We start from the raw sequence: 19,567 nt of genomic DNA, 5'->3' as shown, positions 1-19,567 counted from the left end.
AAATGTTTATAGGGTGGCGCTACGTCACCTCCAACGCCCTGCGTTGTCTGAATGTGCTCCAGCCGTGTTGACGCGACGGAATGTCTGTCCGACCGCGTCTCATCGAACGCCTGAGATATACAAAGTCCACTCATGCGCATGACTGTCGCTCCACCCGCGTCAGTCTGGTGCGAGCGCTGACCCCGCTGCATTGCCGTTTGCATGACAGTCCTCCGAATGAGGGCGCGATTGTTGATCCATAATTCGGAAACTCACCCGAATCGTCGCATTTTCGCGCTTGGGGTGAGCACTTGCCCGACACGACCATCCGGCTAATCCGCAAGAAGCTCCGCCTCGTGCCGCTTCAGCGTGCGGCGGGCCGAGGCAAAACTCTCACGGCCTTCGATCCGCTCGAGATCGGGAAACAGCTCGAACAACTCGCTGCGCTGCGCGTTGCCCAGCCCTCTCAGGGAATAGTCGCCGGGCTGGAAGCTTTCGGTCCACGCACCGTTGGACAGGACAACCTCGTGCCGGTCGAACAGGAAGTGCAGGTATTCCACGCCCAGCGATTGCGCAAAGTTGATGTCGGCGCCGTTGACCAGGTGCTTGGCCGCGACGAGAACCTCCCGTTCGTCGAAATACAGCTCGGTCCGGTCGCTTGCGACGAGGACCCGGTGGTTCGGGCTGACCAGCATGTCGCGCTCGGGCAATCCCCGGCCAAGCGCACCGGCCCGGATCATCACCGGCCGCAGGGTCGGCTGCGAGGAAAGCGCCGGAAAGCCGAGACGCTTGTGCCCGGTCCAGCGGATCTCCTGCATTCCGTTGTCCCGCGTGATCACCTTGTCGCCGACCCGCAGGCTTTCGACCGGTCGCTCGCCCTTCGGCGTGGCGATCAGCGTGCCGGGGGTGAAACAGGGCACGATCTCTTCGATGTTCTCGAAGTGGACCGAGCCGAGCATCTTTCCGCCATCGTCGAAATAGACGACATCGCCGTCGATCCCGTTGCCGTCGATGTCGGTGACGACGTTGCGCAACGCGTACCGGCCGCCGTCATCGAGCGTTCCGCCAAGGTCCAGCACGTCCCGGTCATCGCCGCCGGCGCCGCCATGGATGACGTCACCGACGCTCACCGAACCGATCGTATCGGCATCGTCGCCGCCGTGGATCGTGTCAACTCCGGTCCCGCCGAGGATCAGGTCGTCGCCGGCGCCGCCGTGGATCGTGTCGTGGCCCGCGCCGCCCGCCAGCGTGTCGTTGCCGCCATCGCCCGACAGCTTGTCGTCGCCCACCTGTCCGTAGAGCGCGTCGTCGCCGGCGCCGCCGGAGAGATCGTCGTTCCCGGCACTGGGGACCACGCCCGGCGCGTTGAAATACACGTCCGTGACGTTCACGCCGGAATTGTCCGGGCCGGCCTGGTCGTGATGAATGAAGATGCGCGACACCGGCCCCGCGGCCTGGACCCTGAGCGAATAGTCCGCGGACTCGTCGCACTGGTAGCCGCCGGTGCTGCTGGCCGTGTCGACTCCGGCGAAACCGTCGCCGCCGCCGTCGCTCAGCGTCAGCCGCGCGCCGCCGGTCAACGTCACGTGCACGCGGTTGCCGGCGGCGTCGAAGGCCGCGACCCGGACCACGCCATCGCCGTCGATGTCATTGATCCGGAAGTCCACGTCGCTGACCTCGGCCGCCGCGCCGCCGTCGGGGTCCGCGAAGCGCAGCTGGTAGGTTGCGCTGCCGTCGTCGCCGCGGGCTTCGGACACGAGCGAGCTGTCGCGGTCGATCTCCTCGTCGCCGGTGCGGATGCCGTCGACGTTCTGCGCGGTCGCCTCGAAGTTCGTCGTTGCGTGGCCGGTGCGGCCGATCTGCGCGAACGAGACGTTCACGCTGCCGGTTTTCTGGGTGAAATCCGAGATACGGTCGCCGTCGTCGATCCCGCCATGACCGTCGGGATCCGGGGCCCTGTCCCACTCGAAGCTCTCGCGCGGGCCGACGGCGGGCGCCTCGCCCGCGTCGCCGTAGATCACATCGTTGCCGGCGCCACCCGACACCTCGTCGTCACCGGTGCCCGCAATGATCGTATCGTCGCCCGCGCTCGCGCGCACGACGTCGTCGTCCGGCGCCTCTCCGGCGAGGATGGCGTCGCCGGCATCGATCCGGTCCCCCTCGGGGTCGCCGTCATAGGCGGTGTCGATCAGGTCGTAGTCCGAGCTGCCCTCGACCACCCCGTCCAGCGGATCGGCAACGGTGTCGAAGTGGATGTCGCCGACCCCGATCTTTCCGGGATCGTGGGCGTCGGGGCCGTCGGAATGGTAGATCTTGATGGTCTCGACCGTGCCGTCGATCCGGACGCCAACCTGGGCCTCGTCGAAGTCCGTCGTGCACTCGCCTTCGATCGTGTTGCCGTGGACCGTCTGCGTGGTGACGTCGGTGAAGGTCACCGGTAGTGCGTGTCCCTCGACGTCGAACGCGAAGATCGTGACCTTGTCGTCGTGGGACCTGCCCTCGTCCACGTCGTAGAGCGCGAAGGAGACGTTCTCGACCGGCTCGGCGAATGTCAGGGCGGTGACGGAGTAATCGTCGGGCTCGGACACGAGCATGTCGGAGCCCGCGCCGTCCTCGACACGGAGTGTCCCATCACGGTCGTCGAGCGCGCCCCGGACCCGGACATCGACAGGTCCTGCGGGACCCTGGACACTGGTGGTGCGGCCGAAACCATTGAACGCGGTCCAATCGAAACGATACTCAGCCATCTCAAATCACTTCCCAGTATCACGCGTGCCGGGTCGCCACCCGTCACAATACCAACCACCGGACACCCGCTTCCTTGGCAGCGGGTGTCCTGCCAAACGCGACCGGCGCATATAGTGCCGATCAAAAGGCGTGCCGGGAGCGTCGTCCCGGCTGTGACCCGTCACCCGTTCCGCTTCTGTTCGGTTCGGGTCAACCGTCCCGCAACGGCTGTGCCGGGGCGCACCCGACACACTCCTTTTACGCAGCGCACGACGGGGTCCAAAGCAAAAAGTGTCCGAAATCGGACATCTATCGGGCGATAGCGCTTGGCAGGTGATCGGGCGCCACCGTTCAAGAGGCATGAACTAGGTGCCGTTTGGTCAACAAACTGCCTGAAGATAGGCTACCTCCGAAGAGGTAATTCTAAAGCATTAACTCTTATGATCCACGCTTTGCGCAAGAATCGAGCGAAACGGCTTGGTCGGGAGTGATCCACTGCGACGACCTGACTGTTGCCGAAACGGCGACAAGAAGTGGCGCAGAATATGGCGGCACGATGGCACGACGCTCTTGCTGAAGGGTTTATACAATCCTGCGCAGGGCACCTGAATGGCACGCCACCGGAAACGCCGCACACGCCAAATCCCCGACTCGCCGGGACCGTCAGTCGCCGATGAGGCCGCATCTATCGTGGCGCGAGCGCCCCCAGCACGTCCGCGATCTCGTCCGGCAGCCCGTCCGGTCCAAAGCGTTCGTAGATACGCTGCACGCTCGGCCTCAGGACCGCGTCGCGGTGCGCGTCATGCCTGAACAGGCTGGCGGTCAGGTAGTAGACGTAGCGCAGGACACCATGCGCCTGCGGCACGGACAGCACACTCAGCAGGCCGCGCGCTGCCTCGCTCGGATGGGTCGAATCCTCGAAGATGAGATCGAAGAACGCCCTGTTGTGCGACCGCCATTGATAGATCCGGCCGAGCGACTCCCGCAGTGCCGCCCTGTCGCCGACCGCGCGGCAGAACTGGCACTTGAGCACAAGGAAATAGGCCTCGAACTCGCTGCCCTCCTCCGTCAGCTCGAGCCCCTGGTCCAGCAGGCGCAGCGCCGTCTCGGGGTCGCCCTCCAACGCCCGGAGCTGCGCCATTGTCACGAGCGAGCCCGCGAACGAGCGGCTCGACGCATGTGCTTCTTCCGCAAGGCAGAGCGCTTCGGCCCGGCGGTCGGGATTGGCGAAATGCAACAGCTTGGCCGCCGCGATCGACAGCATCGGGTTGTCGGCGATATCGGGGTGGGCCGCGTCAAGACTGGCGCGGATCCGGGCAACATCGGCCTCGAACGCCTCGGTCCCTTCGGCCAGCATCGAAACGCCGTTCAGAATGTAGCGCGAGTGAAGTGCAATGGCACTCAGCAGTATCAGCTCGGGCGAGCCCGGCTCCCGCGAGAGAAGGACATTCAGCATCGCGTCGGTGCGGTCGCTGCCGTTGGCGTCCCCGGCAATCTCGATCGAGGCGTTGTTCATCATCACTGGTACCGGCGCGGGCATCTCTGGCAGCAACGCCAGCCCCCGCCAGAAATCCGCGACCACGTAGCGCGCGATCTCGGCCGCCGGGTCGGCATCGGCACCGACGATCCTGTGGCGCGAGACTGTGATCACGCGGCCCGTCGTCAGCTCCTTCGTCTCGAAGATCCCCTCGACGCCCCGTTCGTCGTCGTTGAGGATCACTGTGGTGCCATAGCGCGCTGCATGGAACAGCTCGGACTGGAAGGTCGGGTCGATTTGGCGCACGACCGTCTTGGAGGGGCCGAACTGCGCGGCGAAGCGGGGCGCGAAGGCATCGACGAAGCGTCGTGCGGCAAGGCTGTTCCCCGTCAGGTATTCGAGGCCCCGAACGGGACCGAACACGATATCTGCCCCGCCCTCGTCATGCGCGGGCAGACTGGTCTCGATCCACGCATAGCCGACGCCGTACCGCGTCTGGATCGGGCCATCACGGCGGCCGCCCTGCCCGCCGAACTTGCGCCGCAACCGCACGATGTAGGAGTCGATCACGCGGTCCCGCTTGTCGGAGCCGGGTTCGGTTATGACGTCCAGCAACTGGCTGCGGGTGACCGTGATGCCCGGACGGCCCGCGAGATAGCGCAGGATCTCGGCCTCGGCGGCGGTGAAGGTCACGCTGCTGCCGTCGGGGCGCAACGCGGACGAGAAGTCGTCAGAAAAGGTCAGCCCCGGACCAGGCGGGCGAGTATGGTCTGGCATTTCAAGAACTAAACAATCGGTCGCGCGGGAATTACGGAGCGCCACTTTGATACTGCCGGCGGCGACAGGCAACCACTTGGCGAGCCGAGATCCCTTACAAAGTGAATAATCTTGCAACAATTGGGTGGCTACTTTGGGCGCGGTGGGGACGCCGGGCGCCAAGACCCGGTGCTCTGAGGGTTCAAGGGACCACAACATGAAAAAGTATGACGACACTTCGCCCCTCGGCGTGAGCGGAGACAATCTGCTCGTCGTGGACTTTGCGGAAGGACGGGACGGCTCGTTGGCGAGCGCGCAGCCTGTCATCGAGGACGCGCAGGGATCGCGGCCGGGTGCCGCCGAAATCGCGCAACGCGCATCCGGTTACGGCATCATCGGGCATCACGGCTGCACGGTGGCCGCCGATCCCGAGCTTGGCCACACGGTCGTTTTCTGGCCGACGCGTGAGCGGCCCGGCCGCAAGCGCGCCCGCCCGATGGAGGACAAGGAGGTCCGCGACACCGTGTTCCGCCTGATGCGCGAGGCCGACCGCCTGGCCCCCGTCCGCGGCGAGGGGGCGAGCGCGCTGTTGGTCGCGGCGGCCTTTCTTGCGGCGCGCGACGGGCTGGACGGCGACGATCTGCAGAAACGGCTGGCCGAAAGCCTGGTGACGGCCGAGCACGCGGCACGGGTGTCGCGCCGCTTCGCCTGAGGCAACCGACCGGTTGCCGCCGATCCCGCAGGAAGGATTGGACAGGGCGCGGGCGGCATGCTCATCTCGGCGCGTGTCCTCAGAAGGAGCGTGCCCGTGCCCCGGTTTCCGACAGCCCTTCCCGTTCTGCTGATCCTGGCGGCCTGTGGCCAGCGCGGGATGTCGGTCCCCGAGGAGGACTCGCTGGGCTACATGGCAAGCCCGCCCGCCGCCTCGCCTGATTTCGCGGGCCGCGACGCAGCATACCGGCCGTATGCGCCGCGCATCCGCGAGGGGTTGCTGGCGCCGGCCAATTTCGCCGAGACCCATTCGATCGTCACCGCCCCGTGCGGCGAGGCTTGCGTGGTCGGCTTCGTGGTGGACCGCCGCGACGGCGAGGTGTTCCCGCTGCCCGTCGGCGGGGCCGAGAACTCGGCCCTGAGCCTGACCTATTCGCGCAGCAGTTCCGACCTCGAGACGCGCTGGTTCGAAGGATCGCGGACCTGCCGGGAACAGACGTTCTCGTGGACCGGTTCGGGGTTCCGCTCCCGCGGGCGCCCGTCCTCCTGCTGAGGCTATTGTCGCCGGGCGCGGACGCTTTCGGCGATGGTGCGGCGCACCGCATCGGGCTGCTCGTCGATCACGGTGGTCAGCGTCCGCAATTCGCGCCGCGTCTCGTGCAGCCGGTCGATCAGCGTCAGCACCACCGGCAGAATGTCCGCCGGGATCGCCATGTCCTTGCGAAGGTCGCACAGCAACCGCAGGCGGGCGACGTCGACCTCGTCAAAGACCGGCCCGCGCTCGCCCCGTTCCGGGCGGACCCACCCACGGCGGACCCACAGGCGCAGATCCCTCAGCGTCAGGCGCTCGACGCGGGCGACCACCGTGCGTTCATCCAGGCTCATGTCCGCCTCCTGAGTTCCGCGCGGGGATCGAAGCCGGCCTGCTTGCGCCAGCGCAGCGCGAGTTCCTCCATGTCGGGGTCGATCTTCTCGGGCAGGACGATCCGCAGCCGCACCACCTGATCGCCGGTCTCCGCCTTGGCCTTGATCCCCTTGCCCTTCAGTCGAAGCCGCCGGCCCGACGAGGCGCCCTTGGGGATCCTCATCGACACGTCGCCCCAGATCGTCGGCACCGTCACCTTGCCACCCAGCACCGCCTCGTCGACGGTGATCGGCAGCTCGACCTCGATGTCGCTGCCCTCACGTTTAAATACGGGATGGGTCGTCACGCTGACCGTCACGAGGGCGTCGCCAGCCGGTCCCTTGCCCGATCCCGGAGCGCCCTTGCCCCTGAGGCGCAGGATCTGACCCTCCTGCACGCCGGCGGGGATCGAGATCTCCAGCCGCCCGCCATCGGGCATCGTGAAGGTCCGCTTGCCACCCCGCGCGGCTTCGAGGAACTCGACCTCGACGTGATAGCGCAGGTCGGCGCCCCGCGCGTCGAAGTCGCCGCGAAAGCCGCCGCCGCCTCCGCGCCGGCCGAAAAGCTCCGAGAACAGGTCCGACATGTCGTCGTATCCTCCCGCCCCGCCGGGATCGTAGCGACGACCGGCGTTCTGGCCGGCATAATGGTGATAGAACTGCGCCTCCGGCCGCTCCTGCCCGCTCGCGTCGATCTCGCCCGCGTCGAAGCGCTTGCGCTTGTCGGCGTCGCCCAGCAGATCGTAGGCGGCGGAGACCGCCTGAAACTCGGCCTGCTTGCCGGCGTCGCCCGGATGCAGATCCGGATGCAGCGTCTTCGCGAGCTTGCGATAGGCCTTTTTGATTTCGTCCTGCGTCGCCGTCTTCGCGACACCGAGCACCTTGTAGGGATCGTCACTCACCGTCCGTCACTCCGTTTCCGCGCTCAGGTCCGCGCCATGCCGGACGCCCACTCGACGATCGCCGTCTCGGGCACCGCGCCCGCCTGCCGCCGCAATTCCCGCCCCGCGCGGAACGCGATCAGCAGGGGGATGCCCCGTATGCCATAGATCTGCCCGGCCTGCGGATAGGCCTCGGTGTCGAGCTTGGCGAACCGCGCGCGCCCCGCAAGCGTCCGCGCCGCACCGGCAAAGGCGAGCCCCATCATGCGGCACGGGCCGCACCAGGACGCCCAGAAATCGACGACCAACGGCAGTTCGTCGATCCTCACCGCCTTTTCCAGCAGGTCGAGTGAGACATCGGTCGGCGTGTCCCGGATCAGCGGCGCCCCGCAGGTGCCGCATTTCGGCCGGGCCGACAGTTTCTCGTCCGGCACCCTGTTGCCCTGCCCGCAAGACAGGCATGTCAGCCTCGTCGCCATGGGCCGTACTCTCCGCTCCCTGCCGCGTCGTACCGGCAGGTTACACGGTCCGGGCCGGCGCGGTCTTGCTCTGGATCAAGTCCGGGCCGAGATGTGCCGCCGCTTGCAGCAGGTCAGATAGGCGCCGGCGGACATCAAGGGGCGCGGCCCGGGTCTTCCGCCCGGACCACGCCGCTCCCTCCCCAACCTGTCAGGGCGACACGACGGACAGGGCCGGGCCGTCGGTCAACGGCGGCCGCCAGCGCGCTGACAGGGCGTGCGCGGCACGGGGGAGATCGTCGGTGGGTTGGGCAGAGGCCGGCGGCCGCTCGGCGGCTCCGACGCGCAAGCGATGGATCAGGCAGGGCGCGACACCGAAGTATCGCGCGATCTCCAGATCCGTCAGGCCGAGATCGGTCAGTGCCAGAACAGAGTCTCGCGGCGCCGGTCCGAGCGGACCGGTTTCCTGCGCTGTCGAATGTGCCTCGTGCATCGTGCTCCTCCTCCGTCATCCGGGATCCTTGATGCACGCCACGTGGCCTCCTCTCATTGACATTGCGCAACGGTGGCCATCTTTCGCGCCGCGGAACGCCCGTCGCCCTTCACTCCCGCGACTGAAGTATCTGCACGAGCTCCCGGAGAGAATGGTTCGCCACGTACCTGTCGTCGCCCGCCACCTCGACCAGCGCCTCGGGATCGACGATGCGAATCAGGTCCGACCGCACCAGCTTGATCGTGCCGTCATGCTCGAGCGCATGGAACGCCCGGCTGATCGACTCGGGCCGCGTGCCCAGCAGATGCGACAGGTCGGCGCGCGAGATCGGCATCTGAATCTCGATGGCGCCGCCGCGCAGTCGCAGGATGTGATCGACACTTTGAAAGCGGGTGCAGAGAACCAGCAGGAATCCCGCGATCCGCCCCGTGATCCGTTGGTTGGCGAGGATGATCATCCAGTCGCGCGCGCGGTCCAGCTCGTTGAGCATGTTGAGAAAGATCAGCCGGTCAAGTTCCGGCGAGTCCGCCAGCAGCGCCTCGAAGGCCGGCCTTGGGATCATGCAGAGCTCGGCCCAGGTCGCGGCCTCGATCCCGAAATGCATCGGGCCGTTGTAGAGCCGTCCGAACATGTCGCCCTCGACCAGCAGGCCGACGATGTGCTCGCGCCCGTCCGGCAGGGTCTTCTGCATGCGCAGCACGCCCTGCTTGACGAAGCCGACATAGTTCGGCTCGTCGTCGGAGTGGATCACGGTCTGCTCGGGATCGTAGGGCCGGACGCGGCAGACCGCCTCCAGTCTTTGAAGCGTGGCGTCCGGCAGATCCTTCAGCTGGGAGATGGTGCCGAGATGGCAGGCGCCGCTGCGTGAATTGGTTCGTTTGCCGACCATAGGCGCCCCCGGGAAAGCCCCCATACGCCACGCGGTGCCTCCCCCGGGGCGGAAAGGCGCGCGGCGGCCTTCCCGGGTCCGAAAGTACGACACCGGTCACATCGCTTCAACGCTCCTGTCGCGCCCACCCCGGTGCGCAGGCAGCGGGCCTACCGATGGTGCGCCGCGACCGCGCGCAGCAATTCTCCGGCAAGGCTCTGACCGACGGCATGGGCGATGTCGCCTATCCCGAGCATTCCGATCATGCGCTTGTTTTCGTCCAGCACCGGCAGCCTGCGGATTTTCTTCTGGTCCATCAGGTGTATCGCGTCCTCGAGCGTCTCGTGTGTGGTGCAGAACACGATGCCGGGCGACATGACCTGCTCGGCCAGGGTTCGGTCCGGATCGCGCCTGGCGGCGACAACGCGGATGGCCAGGTCGCGATCGGTGAGCATGCCGATCAGGCGGTCGTCCTTGCCCACGGGTACGGCGCCGATGTCGTCCGTGACCATCATCCTGGCCACCTCGCTGACCGGCATGTCCGCGCTTGCCCAGTCAGCCTTGGGATGCATCGCGTCCTCGATATTCATCTGAGTTCCTCCTTGACCCTCCGTCCATTCTCGCGCGGTGGCCGCCGGCGGCATTGACGGTGATCAAGACGCGGCCGGTCGCAATGAACGGAGGTGCCGCCTTTACTGGCCGCCGACCTGCGCGTCGGTCTGGACACGCTGGGGCGCGAGAACGGCCGAGCGCGGGAGCGCCGGGAATTTCCCTTGCATTTAAAGAGGCTTGGTGCCCGAGGTCGGACTCGAACCGACACGATGTTGCCACCGGGGGATTTTGAATTCTCACGATACCGTTTTATATCAATATCTTACATCATCTGACTCCCACCCAAACTGCCCATCGAGATGTGGGATGTGGGAGTCGTGCAACCGCCTCAGGAACTACTCGGCGACACTCCAGGTTGCCCGTCAACGTTCCATCTGACGATCGACACGGATCGATTGCTGTCGACTAAGCGGGCGACACACGCGCCCCGCATTCTGCTGCTCTACGGCTCGCTGAGAGAGCGCTCCTTCAGCCGGCTGATGACCGAGGAAGCTGCCCGCATCCTGACGCGGCTCAGGGCAGAGACCCGACCAATTGCCCGTCAAGTCTGCCTCTGCCCGACGACGGGGATGCGGATCATCCGAAGGTAAAGGAGTTGCGCGATCTCGTCACCTGGTCCGAGGGCATGGTCTGGTGCTCGCTCGAGCGGCACGGCGCGATGACCGGGATCCTAAAGACCCAGATCGACTGGATACCGCTGTCCCTCGGAGCTGTGCGGCCTACCCAAGGCAAGACGCTGGCCGTCATGCAGGTCAGCGGCGGCTCGCAGAGCTTCAACGCCGTGAACCAGTTGCGCATCCTCGGCCGATGGATGCTTTTGCTGACCATTCCGAACCAGTCGTCCACGCCGAAGGCATTTCTGGAGTTCGGCGAAACGGGCCGGATGAAGCCGTCGCCGTTCTACGATCGCATGGTCGATTTCATGGAAGAGCTGATGAAGTTCACCATCCTCACCCGTGACAACAAGACCTACCTACTGAACCGTTACAGCTAACGGAAGGAGAGCGCGGCCGAACTGTCGAAGCGCGTGAACCAGAAAGCGATCTGATCGGCGGTCTGACGTATATCCTGTTTCCGTGAGGCTAAGGTAGGTCAGACATGGCTCAAAGCCAAACTGCGGCACCGCAGCGAGCATAACCATTCGCTTCTCCGGCTGGCCTTCGCGGACGGCCCAAACTGACCGCGTTGGGAGCTATGCCCAAAAGTTGGTGACGGCTTGATCAGGCGGCGGCTTGAAGTTGCTTGATGCCGTCCTTGAAGGCAATGCCCTGGACGATCTCGGGCAGACGGTTCGCGCCGTCGAGCTTTCTCCACTTTGCTTGGGCGGACATCATGAGCCTGAAGGTCATGGCGAGGCCGGTCTTCCGGCTCAGGCACCCTTTGGCCTTGCCGGTCCGGTGCCGGACCGTCGCGAAGGGGCTCTCGATGGGATTTGATGTCCGGACGTGCTTCCAATGTTCGGCGGGGAAGTCGTAGAAGGCGAGGAGCACGTCGCGGTCCTTGGCCAGCTTGGCCGCCGCCTTGTCGTATTTCACGGCGTAGGTCTCCACGAAGAAGTCGAAGGCGGCCTCCGCGTCGGCCTTCGTCTCAGCCTGCCAGATCTCATGCAGATGCCCCTTGGCCTTGGGCTGCACGGATTTCGGCATCGCGTTGAGCACGTTGCCGGTCTTGTGGACCCAGCATCTCTGCTCACGGGTGCTGCCGAAGACTTCGCGCAGCGCCGCCCAGAACCCGAGGGCGCCGTCGCCGATGGCCAGTTCGGGGCAGCGGGCAAGGCCCCGGCGCTTCAGATCGAGCAGCAGCTCGCGCCAGCTCTGCGTGCTCTCCCGGTAGCCGTCGGTGAGGCCGAGGACCTCCTTGTGGCCCCATTCATCGGCTCCGATCAGCACCAGCACACATTGCTTCTCTTCGGCCATGCGCGGCTGGAAGTAGACACCGTCCGCCCAGATGTAGACGATGCGGCGGCTGGCAAGATCGCGACGCTGCCAGCGTTCATACTCCTCCCACCAGGCAGCCTTCAGCCGCGAGATCGTGGTCGACGACAGCCCCGCCGCGTTCGGGCCCAAGAGCGCCCCGAGCGCCTCCTGGAAGTCGCCGCTGGAGATACCCTTGAGGTAGAGCCAGGGCAGCAACTCTTCGACCGACTTCGTCTTGCGCAGGTAGGGCGGCAGGATCGACGAGGTGAACCGGATCTTCTCCAGGCTATGCCCACGGTCACGCAGCCGGGGCACCCTGACCGGCACCGGGCCGAGCCCGGTCATGACATCGCGCTCGGGCAAGTGACCGTGACGGACCAGCCGCGAGCGACCGTCTTGCGTCGTCTCCTCGGCATGCTCCGTCAGCAGCGCTGTCAGTTCCGCTTCGACGGCCTGCTCGATCAGCCGACGCGCGCCGGACCGCAGAATATCTGTCAGCGGATCGGGTGAAGTTCCCGATGGATCGGGCAGCTGCGTGATGGTAGCCTTCTTCATGTGGCATATCCCTTTCTCTTCGGAGAATTGACGGCGTCTCGACACCGCCATGATATGCCGCCCCTCAGGGGCCATCACCAACTTTCAGCTATATCTCCCGCGTTGGCCTTAGGAGGCTTCGCAGTCGCAGCATGAGTGCGCCTGTCGCGACCGGCCCAAAGCGGCCGCCCATGGCGCCCGCTAACGCCGCGCCGCAGCTGCACTGAACCGGCCATTCATGAAGGCAGCAGCATCATGCAGTAGCCTGAGGTCGGCAGCGCGGACGAAGGGTGAATTCGTTGCGCCTGCCCCAACGTCCGCTTGTAGGCTTATACGCCTGTTGCTAACATTGTTAAGATTGCCATGTTGGCCGGTCCGTAGGCGTTAACGTTAACCAACGCATGTCTTAACACGAGTTGACACATGCAAAACGAATTCGACGCGGTTTGCCATAACGATAATTTCAACGCATCAAGCCAGAGTCCCCGTGTCATCGGCGTTCAAAGCGGTGTTGCGCATGAGTTCAGCAAAATTTCACAAACTATCATTCGCCTCATTGAAAGTTTCGGTGTCGAAGGAGACGTCCACGCCGGTCGTTCCGATCAACACCTTTTTCACATCAAGCGTTTTGGTGATCAGCCGAACCTACGACAGGTTCATTTGATCCAGGCTGAGTTCTTCGACGACGTATCGGAGGAAGGGCACTTCCTTCAACCAGGTGATCTTGGTGAGAACATTACCACGCGAGGCGTCAGTTTGCTTAACCTACCAACTGGAGCGCGGCTACGACTGGGTGCCGAGGCGGAAATTGAACTCACTGGCCTCAGAAATCCTTGTCATCAAATCAACCACTTTCAAGCCGGACTACTTGACTACTGCAAGGTGGCAACGCCTGAAGGCGTGGTTCGGAAAGCAGGCGTTATGGCGATCGTCACCAAGAGTGGCGACGTGAAGCCCGGCGACCAAATTGAGGTCGATTTGCCATCCGGTCCGCAAAAGCCGTTGGTCTATAGAACCCCTCTTACTGACAAGAACTAACGCCATCACAGTTGTGGGCATCGTGTAACAACCGCAGATTTCGGCACATCGACAGTCGGGACAACGTGCTGTATCTGCCTAACAAATTAAAGCCGGCATTCGACCACAGTCGCGTGCATGTAGGTCTGGGCTCGAAGCGGACCCGCGGCAGCGCGGCGAGCTGCGATTGGCCCGACCCAGAAGGCGGGAGCGGACGGCCCTTTGCGGACATCGACTGCCACTTCAAGATGCTGCGGGCGCGCCCGCAGAGCCGACCTTCGCCGCGACTGCAAAATCGAGCCGACGGCGAACTGGTTGTCTGCGGACAAAGTTGCCGTCGCGCGCCAGTAGGCGTCATAATGTCTTCCAGCTGGCCGCTATGAAATCGGCGCGCTCGTGAATACCAGCCAGGGGAAGCTCGACGACCTCGTAGCCAAGCCGGGTATAGGTCTCGGCCATCACCTGGCCTGTCTGCTCGGCCTCTTCCCGATCCTGCTTGCGCTCGGCGTCCCGGGTGAAAATCTCGTCCCAGTACGGGGCAAGGAAGACCCGTTTGCCGTAGGGATGCAGCCGCGCCGCCGTCTCGATATGAGCTGGGACCGGCAGACCGCAGAGCGCCAGATATCCGACCACATCGGGTATTCCGCGATCCATGATAACGGTCGCATCCAATCCAAGCGCTTCCTGGTAGGAGCGCAGCTCCCATCCCAGCATTAGCTCGGCGAAGAGCGATCGATCCGCCAATCCGGACCTGATCCTTGATAATCGCCCGTCCGGCTTCCGGCATCGTTAAGAAGCCGCGTCGCGCCATCGCGTTGATCAAACTGCTTTTGCCGGAGCCGGGGCCGCCGGTCACGACGATCATATGGTCACACATGTGCCATCCTCGAATTGCTTGAATATAGGGGAAAGCGCAGGCTGCCGGGGCGATCCTTTGCTCGGCGAAGCCTACCGACGGGGAGTAACCACGACAACAGGTGCGGCCCGGTCATCCGCTGCGGCTGGCGCGAACAGCGGGAGTGCGGACAAACCGGACTCAACCAGTGGTCGCTATACATCTCAGTGAAATAATTCCATTCCCGGTGCCAGGAGACGGGATGCGAGATGGTTTATTCGCCCGTCACAGCCTGCGCGATGGCGCGGAAGTTCTCGACCCGGTGACTTTCCCAGAACAGGGTGATTCCCGCTCAGTCCGGAGTCTGCCGAAGCCACAGGAAGGCGGCAAGAATCAGGACAGCGTGCGCGGCGAGCGTCCAGAGGCCGATGCGGATAAGGCGGCGTGCAGGCTTGGTCGTGTCTCCTATCGAAGGATCAGGCGCGGATGGCACCGCGCGTCACGCGGGCGGTCCACCAGAAGATGAGGGGGGTGATCAGCGCGGTGGGGCCAAGCCACACTAAGAGATCGGGCAGGAACGCGAGGTTCACGACGGCCGCCGCGGTGATGGTGGCGATGGTGCCACCGAGCATACGGCTCAAGTGTCGCGAGATGCGCACCTTGCCGGCGACGGGTCCGCGCGCCCAGTCGCGCCAGTCAGACAGCGCCAGAGTCAGGCCGATGGAGCCGAAAACCAACAGGATCACCGGGTGCGCACCTTTGCCCATGAGCACGCCCTGCGCGCCCCAGCCCAGCATGCCGAGCCCCGAGAGCGTCATCACCGCACCGCCGGCATGGTCGAAGCGCCGAGGCTTACCGTCGCGCACCACTGCCGCCCGCCAGCCGGTAAAGACCAGGTAGAGGCTGAACACGCCCACCGCGAACAGGAACGGATTAGGGTGGACCAGGGCCAGCACCAGTGCGCTGATCCCGACGATGGCCATGGCGAGCGTGTAGATGTTACCTGAGCCCCGGTGCAGTCGGCCACCCTTGGCGCTGCCGACGGCAATGCCGGCCGCGGCCAGCGCCGCGATGCCCGCCATGATGTGCAGGAACAGGATCATCTGGATCATGGGAGAGGACTCCGATGCAGGGAAATGTGGTTTTCGTGATGCGGCGGGGATAGCGACGCTGCACCGGGCCGGGCCAGCGAAGTTGCGGAAACGGTTGGGAAATTGCGCGAACGGCATGCTAAGATACCTTCACGATGCGCGAACGACTTGCCCGCCTGTCCCTCCGCCTGGGCCCGCCGATCGGCGTGGGCCTCGTGCTGGGGCTCATCGGGCCGTTCGGGACGTTCGACCTGCTGCCCGCGGTGCCGCGGCTCGCCTATTGGCTGGCAGTCATCTCCGTGAACTGGCTGTTGGCCGATGCTGTCCTGCGCCGACTGGATGAGGTGGCGGGCGAACGGTCGCCGATGCCTTGGCTGACGGTGCCGCTCATGGGTGCCTGTTTCGCGGCAGTGCCCGCAACCGGGGTGGTGGCGCTGGCAAACGGGCTTTCGGGGATCGGCTGGCCGGACGAGGTGGTAGTCCTGTTCGGGCGGGTTTTGTTGCTGCTCGCCGCGATCTCGCTGCCCGTCTACACATGGGAGGACATGCAGGAGCGGATCGCGGCTATGCCGGAGTCCGCACCGCCCAAGAGCGCGTCGTCAGTCGCGCAGCCTGAAGAGATGGAGGCTCGACAGGCGGGCACCGTCGGCCAGTCGCTCTTTGCGGCGCGCCTGTCGGCCCCGCTTGGCGGGCAGCTCCTCTGCCTCGAGATGCAGGACCACTACCTCAAGGTTCACCATTCGGCCGGGTCGGAGATGATCCTGTGCCGCATGGAGGACGCCGTGCGCGAACTGGGTAGCCTCGGCCAACGCGTCCACCGTTCGTGGTGGGTGGCTGCCGATGCCGTGGATGGCGTCGAGCGTGACGGCCAGCGCATCCTCCTGCGATTGGCCGACGACCGCCGCGTGCCGGTGGGTCGGTCCTACCGCCGGGAACTCAAAGCGGCAGGCTGGCTATGATCATGGTTCAGCAACGCCCAAAGCTGGGGAGCTAATCATTTTTCGGTGATCGGCAACAACCAACCAATGTTGATGACCGAACCGCCCAACGTCACAGGCGCAGCGAGCGCCACGCAGCGCTCGAAGCTGACATGCGGCGGCGCGGCGGGGCACTTGCTCGGCGACCGCCAGCGCGGCGTCGCTCCGGCCCATTTGTATGTGCCGGCTGCTGTTCGCAATCGAGAATTCGGCGCGGCTTCGGAAATCGCTCATATGTATCCGGCCTGTTTGTCGGCTCGCGGGCCGTGGCCTCGATGGGGTTACGCACGCACCTTGGTCTCATTACCGGAAAGGTCAGTGATGACCATTTGGGCCGTCAGACTCTGGGGGCGTAGTTTCTCCGTTCCATGCTGTTCTCTTTCGCGAACTTCGTGATGACCGGGAAGCGGTCAGATCGCTTCCATGGTCTCATCTCTTATCGTGTCGAAGCGCGTGCCGTGACGAAGGATGCTCCACGCGATGCGGGCAAGCTTGTTGGCCAGGGCCACGGCGGCCTTGTTCCTCGGCATGCGGGAGACAGCCTGCTCGAGCCACGCGCCAAAGCTGAAGTCTTGCCAACGGTGGGGTCGCATCATAATCACCTTGGCGGCCTGCACGAAGAGCATGCGCAGGTATCGGCTTCCCCGCTTGGTGATCCGTCCCAAGATCGTGCGGCCACCCGTGCTGAACTGTCGGGGCACCAGCCCAACCCAGGCCGCGAAGTCGCGGCCCCGGTCGAAGGCCTCGCCCTGTCCGACCGCCGCGACCATGGCCGTCGAAATCATGGGCCCGATGCCCGGGATCGACATGATGTTCGCGCAACTCTCCTCCGTTTGGCTGATCTCCTCGATCTCCTTCGACACCGCCGCGATCCGGTCGTCGAGCCAAAGCCAGTCGCCGTAGAGCCCGATCAGAATACTTCACATGCGAGGAGATATCTCCTCGCGACGTTGTTCGAGGATCGTCTCGAAGGAGTTTCTCAGCGCCCGCAGTCCCGACCTGACGGTGATGCCTTGTTCGATCAGGAAGGCGCGGATCTGGTTGATGGTCGCGGTACGCCGCGAGACCAGCCGCGCCCGGACGCGATGCAGGGCCTGAAGATCGAGCTGGTCCTGAGTCTTCTCGGTCACCGTCCGGAGGTTGGGCCGCAGAGCCGCTTCGGCGATCGCCTCGGCGTCGTTGTAGTCGTTCTTCTGTCCCTTGTTGAACGGCTTCACGTAAATCGCCGGGATGATCCGCGGGTCGAACCCCATGCCGCGCAGCGTCCGGCTGACGAAATGGGCACTCAGGCAGGCCTCCATCCCGACAACACATCGCGGCAGCTTGTCGAACGTGGAATTCAAGGCGAGCCGCTTGATCTGCTTGCGCAGAACCGCCTGACCGGAGCGGTCGAACCCGACCAGGTGGAACGTATCCTTGCCGATGTCGATGCCGACAACCGCGAGGTCTTCAAGGCTTCCTGTCTTCTTCGCACACATGGCTGCTTCTCCTTTGACGCGGACGATCCCGGTTCAGGATAACCCGACGGTGGGGGAAGCAGCCGGCACATCCCATTACCGGACCTTCGACAAGATCTTCATCGCTGCGGCGCGGCTCCCCCAGAGCGGCCGTCGGATTCAGCACGCAGCATCGTTCGAGCATTTATAATTGGCTTCGCGACGACCCTTCGCCCTCGCACTATCTTCACACCGATGCAGATGACTCGAATGGTGCATATGATCTTCGCGACGGCAGCAATTCTTTTTGCCGTACTTTCCGTTACGATGCTCGAACGCCAGCGCACGGGCGTTTCGGCTGAGAAGCTTTTCCTCGCGAAGACCCCTGTCACGATCTGGCAATCCGATAGCGCGGATGGCGGTCCGCTTGTGGTCGTGGCGCACGGCTACGCAGGATCGCGGCAGATGATGCAACCGATCTCGATCGCTTTGGCGCGATCAGGTTTCGTGGTTGCCGCATTCGATTTCCACGGCCACGGTCGCAATTCCAAGCCGATGTCGGCCGATGTCACCTCTATCGAGGGCACGACGGCGCAACTGGTGACTCAGACCATCGCCGTGTCGCGCGCGGCGGTTGGCTTGCCGAGCGTGATCGGTCCGGTGTCTTTGGTCGGACATTCGATGGCGACCGACGTCGTGATCCGCGCCGCGGAGCGGATCGACGCTACCGCTGCGGTCGTCGCGATTTCGATGTACTCCGACGCCGTTACCCCCGAAGCGCCCGAAAGTTTGCTGATCGTATCAGGTGCGCGGGAACACCGGTTGCGCACGGTCGCGCTCGACCGCCTTCGCCAGCTCGATCCAGACGCGACCGAGGGAGAGACCGTCGCGCTTGGCACTGTCGAGCGTCGCGCCGTATCCGCTCCGTGGGTCGGCCATGTCGGCGTGCTCTACAGCCCGTTCACTTTGACCGAGTTGCGCGACTGGATTGCCGGTGCGACCGCACGTGAGCCTCAAGGGGCCCTGCCCCACATCGGTCCGTGGCTCTTCGCTCTATTGGCGGCGCTCGTTGCGCTGACGTGGCCGCTCAGCACGGTGCTGGGACCAACCGCGCCTCGTCCGGTGCGGCTGGGCCGTCACGCATGGGTGATACTCGCAGCGCCCATTACACCAGCTCTTCTGGCCGTGACGATTATCCCGTCGGGCGCGGGGGGGCTCGTTGCGTTCGGCGCCCTGACCGCATTCTTCGGAACCTGGGGGATAATCCAGATTGCGCTCTTGTGGCGGTCCGGAATTCGCCCGCAGAGCATCCGCTCACTGGCTGTCGTCCTTCTTCTGATCTGGGGCCTGTGCGTCTTTGCGCCTGCCCTGGACCGCTACGGGGCGGCGTTCGTGCCCACCGGCCCGCGCCTTTGGCTCATGGGCGGCCTAATGTTCGGGACCATCCCGTTCTGCTTGGCGGACGCGTTGCAGGTCGCGCGATCCGGTCGGGTTGCGGCGATGGTGCAAAGGCTCTTGCCGCTGGCAATCCTGCTCTGCGCGATGTTGATCTCCCCCCGCCTCGGCATCGGGTAGTGTCCCGTGGGATGGTGTAGGAGCGCCGACCTTCGGAGAGGTCCAAGCTTGATCAGGACGCCACAGCGGGCAGCCTTACGGTGGGAGTGTCGGTGACACGCGCAAGGGTTTCAAGGCTCATGTAGCGTCGCGCGACCGTCCACTCGTCGTTGGTCTCGAGCATCAGCGCGCCGACGAGGCGGACGATGGCCTCGTCGTTGGGGAAGATGCCGATGACGTCGGACCTGCGCTTGATCTCGCGGTTCACCCGTTCGAGTGGGTTCGTCGACGCGATCTGAGCCCAGTGTTCGCGGGGGAAGTCCATGTAGGCGAGGACGTCGT

At 64.8% G+C, this 19,567-nt stretch carries 16 protein-coding genes and 3 pseudogenes; 6 read left to right on the top strand and 13 right to left on the bottom strand.

The window, feature by feature from the left end:
- Positions 1-311: 311 nt before the first annotated feature.
- Together BMZ25_RS00095 and BMZ25_RS00090 are read right to left on the bottom strand one after the other, a co-directional pair.
- A complete protein-coding gene (locus BMZ25_RS00095; RefSeq protein WP_218142500.1) occupies positions 312-2,726 on the bottom strand; it encodes a Hint domain-containing protein in 2,415 nt (804 codons plus the stop codon).
- Between the two features lie 665 nt (positions 2,727-3,391).
- The gene (locus tag BMZ25_RS00090) at positions 3,392-4,960 is read right to left on the bottom strand and encodes a winged helix-turn-helix domain-containing protein (protein ID WP_177190336.1); all 1,569 of its coding nucleotides are present in this window, start codon (positions 4,958-4,960) and stop codon (positions 3,392-3,394) included.
- Positions 4,961-5,156: 196 nt separating this feature from the next.
- Here BMZ25_RS00090 and BMZ25_RS00085 point away from each other — a divergent pair, with 196 nt between their 5' ends.
- Positions 5,157-5,651 (top strand): hypothetical protein, encoded by a 495-nt coding sequence (locus BMZ25_RS00085; RefSeq protein ID WP_177190335.1) that lies wholly within the window; start codon positions 5,157-5,159, stop codon positions 5,649-5,651.
- Between the two features lie 96 nt (positions 5,652-5,747).
- Complete coding sequence (locus BMZ25_RS00080; protein WP_092686600.1) at positions 5,748-6,203, top strand: hypothetical protein; 456 nt, start codon at positions 5,748-5,750, stop codon at positions 6,201-6,203.
- Between the two features lie 2 nt (positions 6,204-6,205).
- Here the strand turns inward: BMZ25_RS00080 and BMZ25_RS00075 are convergent, their stop codons facing one another.
- The 6 genes from BMZ25_RS00075 to BMZ25_RS00050 form a co-directional block, all read right to left on the bottom strand.
- Positions 6,206-6,535, bottom strand: a complete 330-nt coding sequence (locus BMZ25_RS00075) for a MerR family transcriptional regulator (RefSeq protein ID WP_092686598.1) — start codon at positions 6,533-6,535, stop codon at positions 6,206-6,208.
- On the bottom strand, positions 6,532-7,455 hold the full coding sequence (locus tag BMZ25_RS00070; protein ID WP_092686596.1) for a DnaJ C-terminal domain-containing protein: 924 nt from the start codon (positions 7,453-7,455) through the stop codon (positions 6,532-6,534). The genes BMZ25_RS00075 and BMZ25_RS00070 overlap by 4 nt, the downstream gene beginning before the upstream one ends.
- Positions 7,456-7,478: 23 nt before the next feature.
- A complete protein-coding gene (locus tag BMZ25_RS00065; protein ID WP_092686594.1) occupies positions 7,479-7,913 on the bottom strand; it encodes a thioredoxin domain-containing protein in 435 nt (144 codons plus the stop codon).
- Between the two features lie 190 nt (positions 7,914-8,103).
- Positions 8,104-8,385 (bottom strand): hypothetical protein, encoded by a 282-nt coding sequence (locus tag BMZ25_RS00060; RefSeq protein ID WP_092686592.1) that lies wholly within the window; start codon positions 8,383-8,385, stop codon positions 8,104-8,106.
- Positions 8,386-8,494: 109 nt separating this feature from the next.
- The gene (locus BMZ25_RS00055; RefSeq protein ID WP_092686590.1) at positions 8,495-9,274 is read right to left on the bottom strand and encodes a Crp/Fnr family transcriptional regulator; all 780 of its coding nucleotides are present in this window, start codon (positions 9,272-9,274) and stop codon (positions 8,495-8,497) included.
- Between the two features lie 149 nt (positions 9,275-9,423).
- The gene (locus BMZ25_RS00050; protein WP_092686587.1) at positions 9,424-9,843 is read right to left on the bottom strand and encodes a CBS domain-containing protein; all 420 of its coding nucleotides are present in this window, start codon (positions 9,841-9,843) and stop codon (positions 9,424-9,426) included.
- A gap of 321 nt (positions 9,844-10,164) precedes the next feature.
- Here BMZ25_RS00050 and arsH point away from each other — a divergent pair.
- A pseudogene (gene arsH / locus BMZ25_RS00045) lies at positions 10,165-10,859 on the top strand (arsenical resistance protein ArsH).
- Between the two features lie 226 nt (positions 10,860-11,085).
- Here arsH and BMZ25_RS00040 read toward each other — a convergent pair.
- Positions 11,086-12,336 (bottom strand): IS256 family transposase, encoded by a 1,251-nt coding sequence (locus BMZ25_RS00040; protein WP_092686584.1) that lies wholly within the window; start codon positions 12,334-12,336, stop codon positions 11,086-11,088.
- A gap of 402 nt (positions 12,337-12,738) precedes the next feature.
- On the opposite strand from BMZ25_RS00040, the gene BMZ25_RS00035 reads away from it, so the two are divergent.
- Complete coding sequence (locus BMZ25_RS00035) at positions 12,739-13,353, top strand: MOSC domain-containing protein (protein ID WP_092686581.1); 615 nt, start codon at positions 12,739-12,741, stop codon at positions 13,351-13,353.
- 333 nt (positions 13,354-13,686) lie between these two features.
- Here the strand turns inward: BMZ25_RS00035 and BMZ25_RS00030 are convergent.
- A pseudogene (locus tag BMZ25_RS00030) lies at positions 13,687-14,143 on the bottom strand (AAA family ATPase).
- Between the two features lie 500 nt (positions 14,144-14,643).
- On the bottom strand, positions 14,644-15,279 hold the full coding sequence (locus BMZ25_RS00025) for a hypothetical protein (RefSeq protein WP_092686579.1): 636 nt from the start codon (positions 15,277-15,279) through the stop codon (positions 14,644-14,646).
- 134 nt (positions 15,280-15,413) lie between these two features.
- Between BMZ25_RS00025 and BMZ25_RS00020 the strand changes: the two genes are divergently transcribed.
- Positions 15,414-16,217 (top strand): LytTR family DNA-binding domain-containing protein, encoded by an 804-nt coding sequence (locus BMZ25_RS00020; RefSeq protein WP_092686576.1) that lies wholly within the window; start codon positions 15,414-15,416, stop codon positions 16,215-16,217.
- Between the two features lie 428 nt (positions 16,218-16,645).
- Here the strand turns inward: BMZ25_RS00020 and BMZ25_RS00015 are convergent.
- A pseudogene (locus BMZ25_RS00015) lies at positions 16,646-17,713 on the bottom strand (IS110 family RNA-guided transposase).
- Positions 17,714-17,941: 228 nt separating this feature from the next.
- On the opposite strand from BMZ25_RS00015, the gene BMZ25_RS00010 reads away from it, so the two are divergent.
- The gene (locus BMZ25_RS00010) at positions 17,942-19,246 is read left to right on the top strand and encodes an alpha/beta fold hydrolase (protein ID WP_177190334.1); all 1,305 of its coding nucleotides are present in this window, start codon (positions 17,942-17,944) and stop codon (positions 19,244-19,246) included.
- A gap of 52 nt (positions 19,247-19,298) precedes the next feature.
- Here the strand turns inward: BMZ25_RS00010 and BMZ25_RS00005 are convergent.
- Positions 19,299-19,567 (bottom strand): transposase (locus BMZ25_RS00005; RefSeq protein ID WP_177190333.1); only part of this gene is annotated, 269 nt, incomplete at its 5' end.

The organism is Tranquillimonas rosea (assembly GCF_900111315.1).
In the GTDB taxonomy this organism is placed as follows: domain Bacteria; phylum Pseudomonadota; class Alphaproteobacteria; order Rhodobacterales; family Rhodobacteraceae; genus Tranquillimonas; species Tranquillimonas rosea.
The sequence above is the reverse complement of the archived record's forward strand: the minus strand, read 5'-3'. Positions and strand labels throughout refer to the sequence as shown.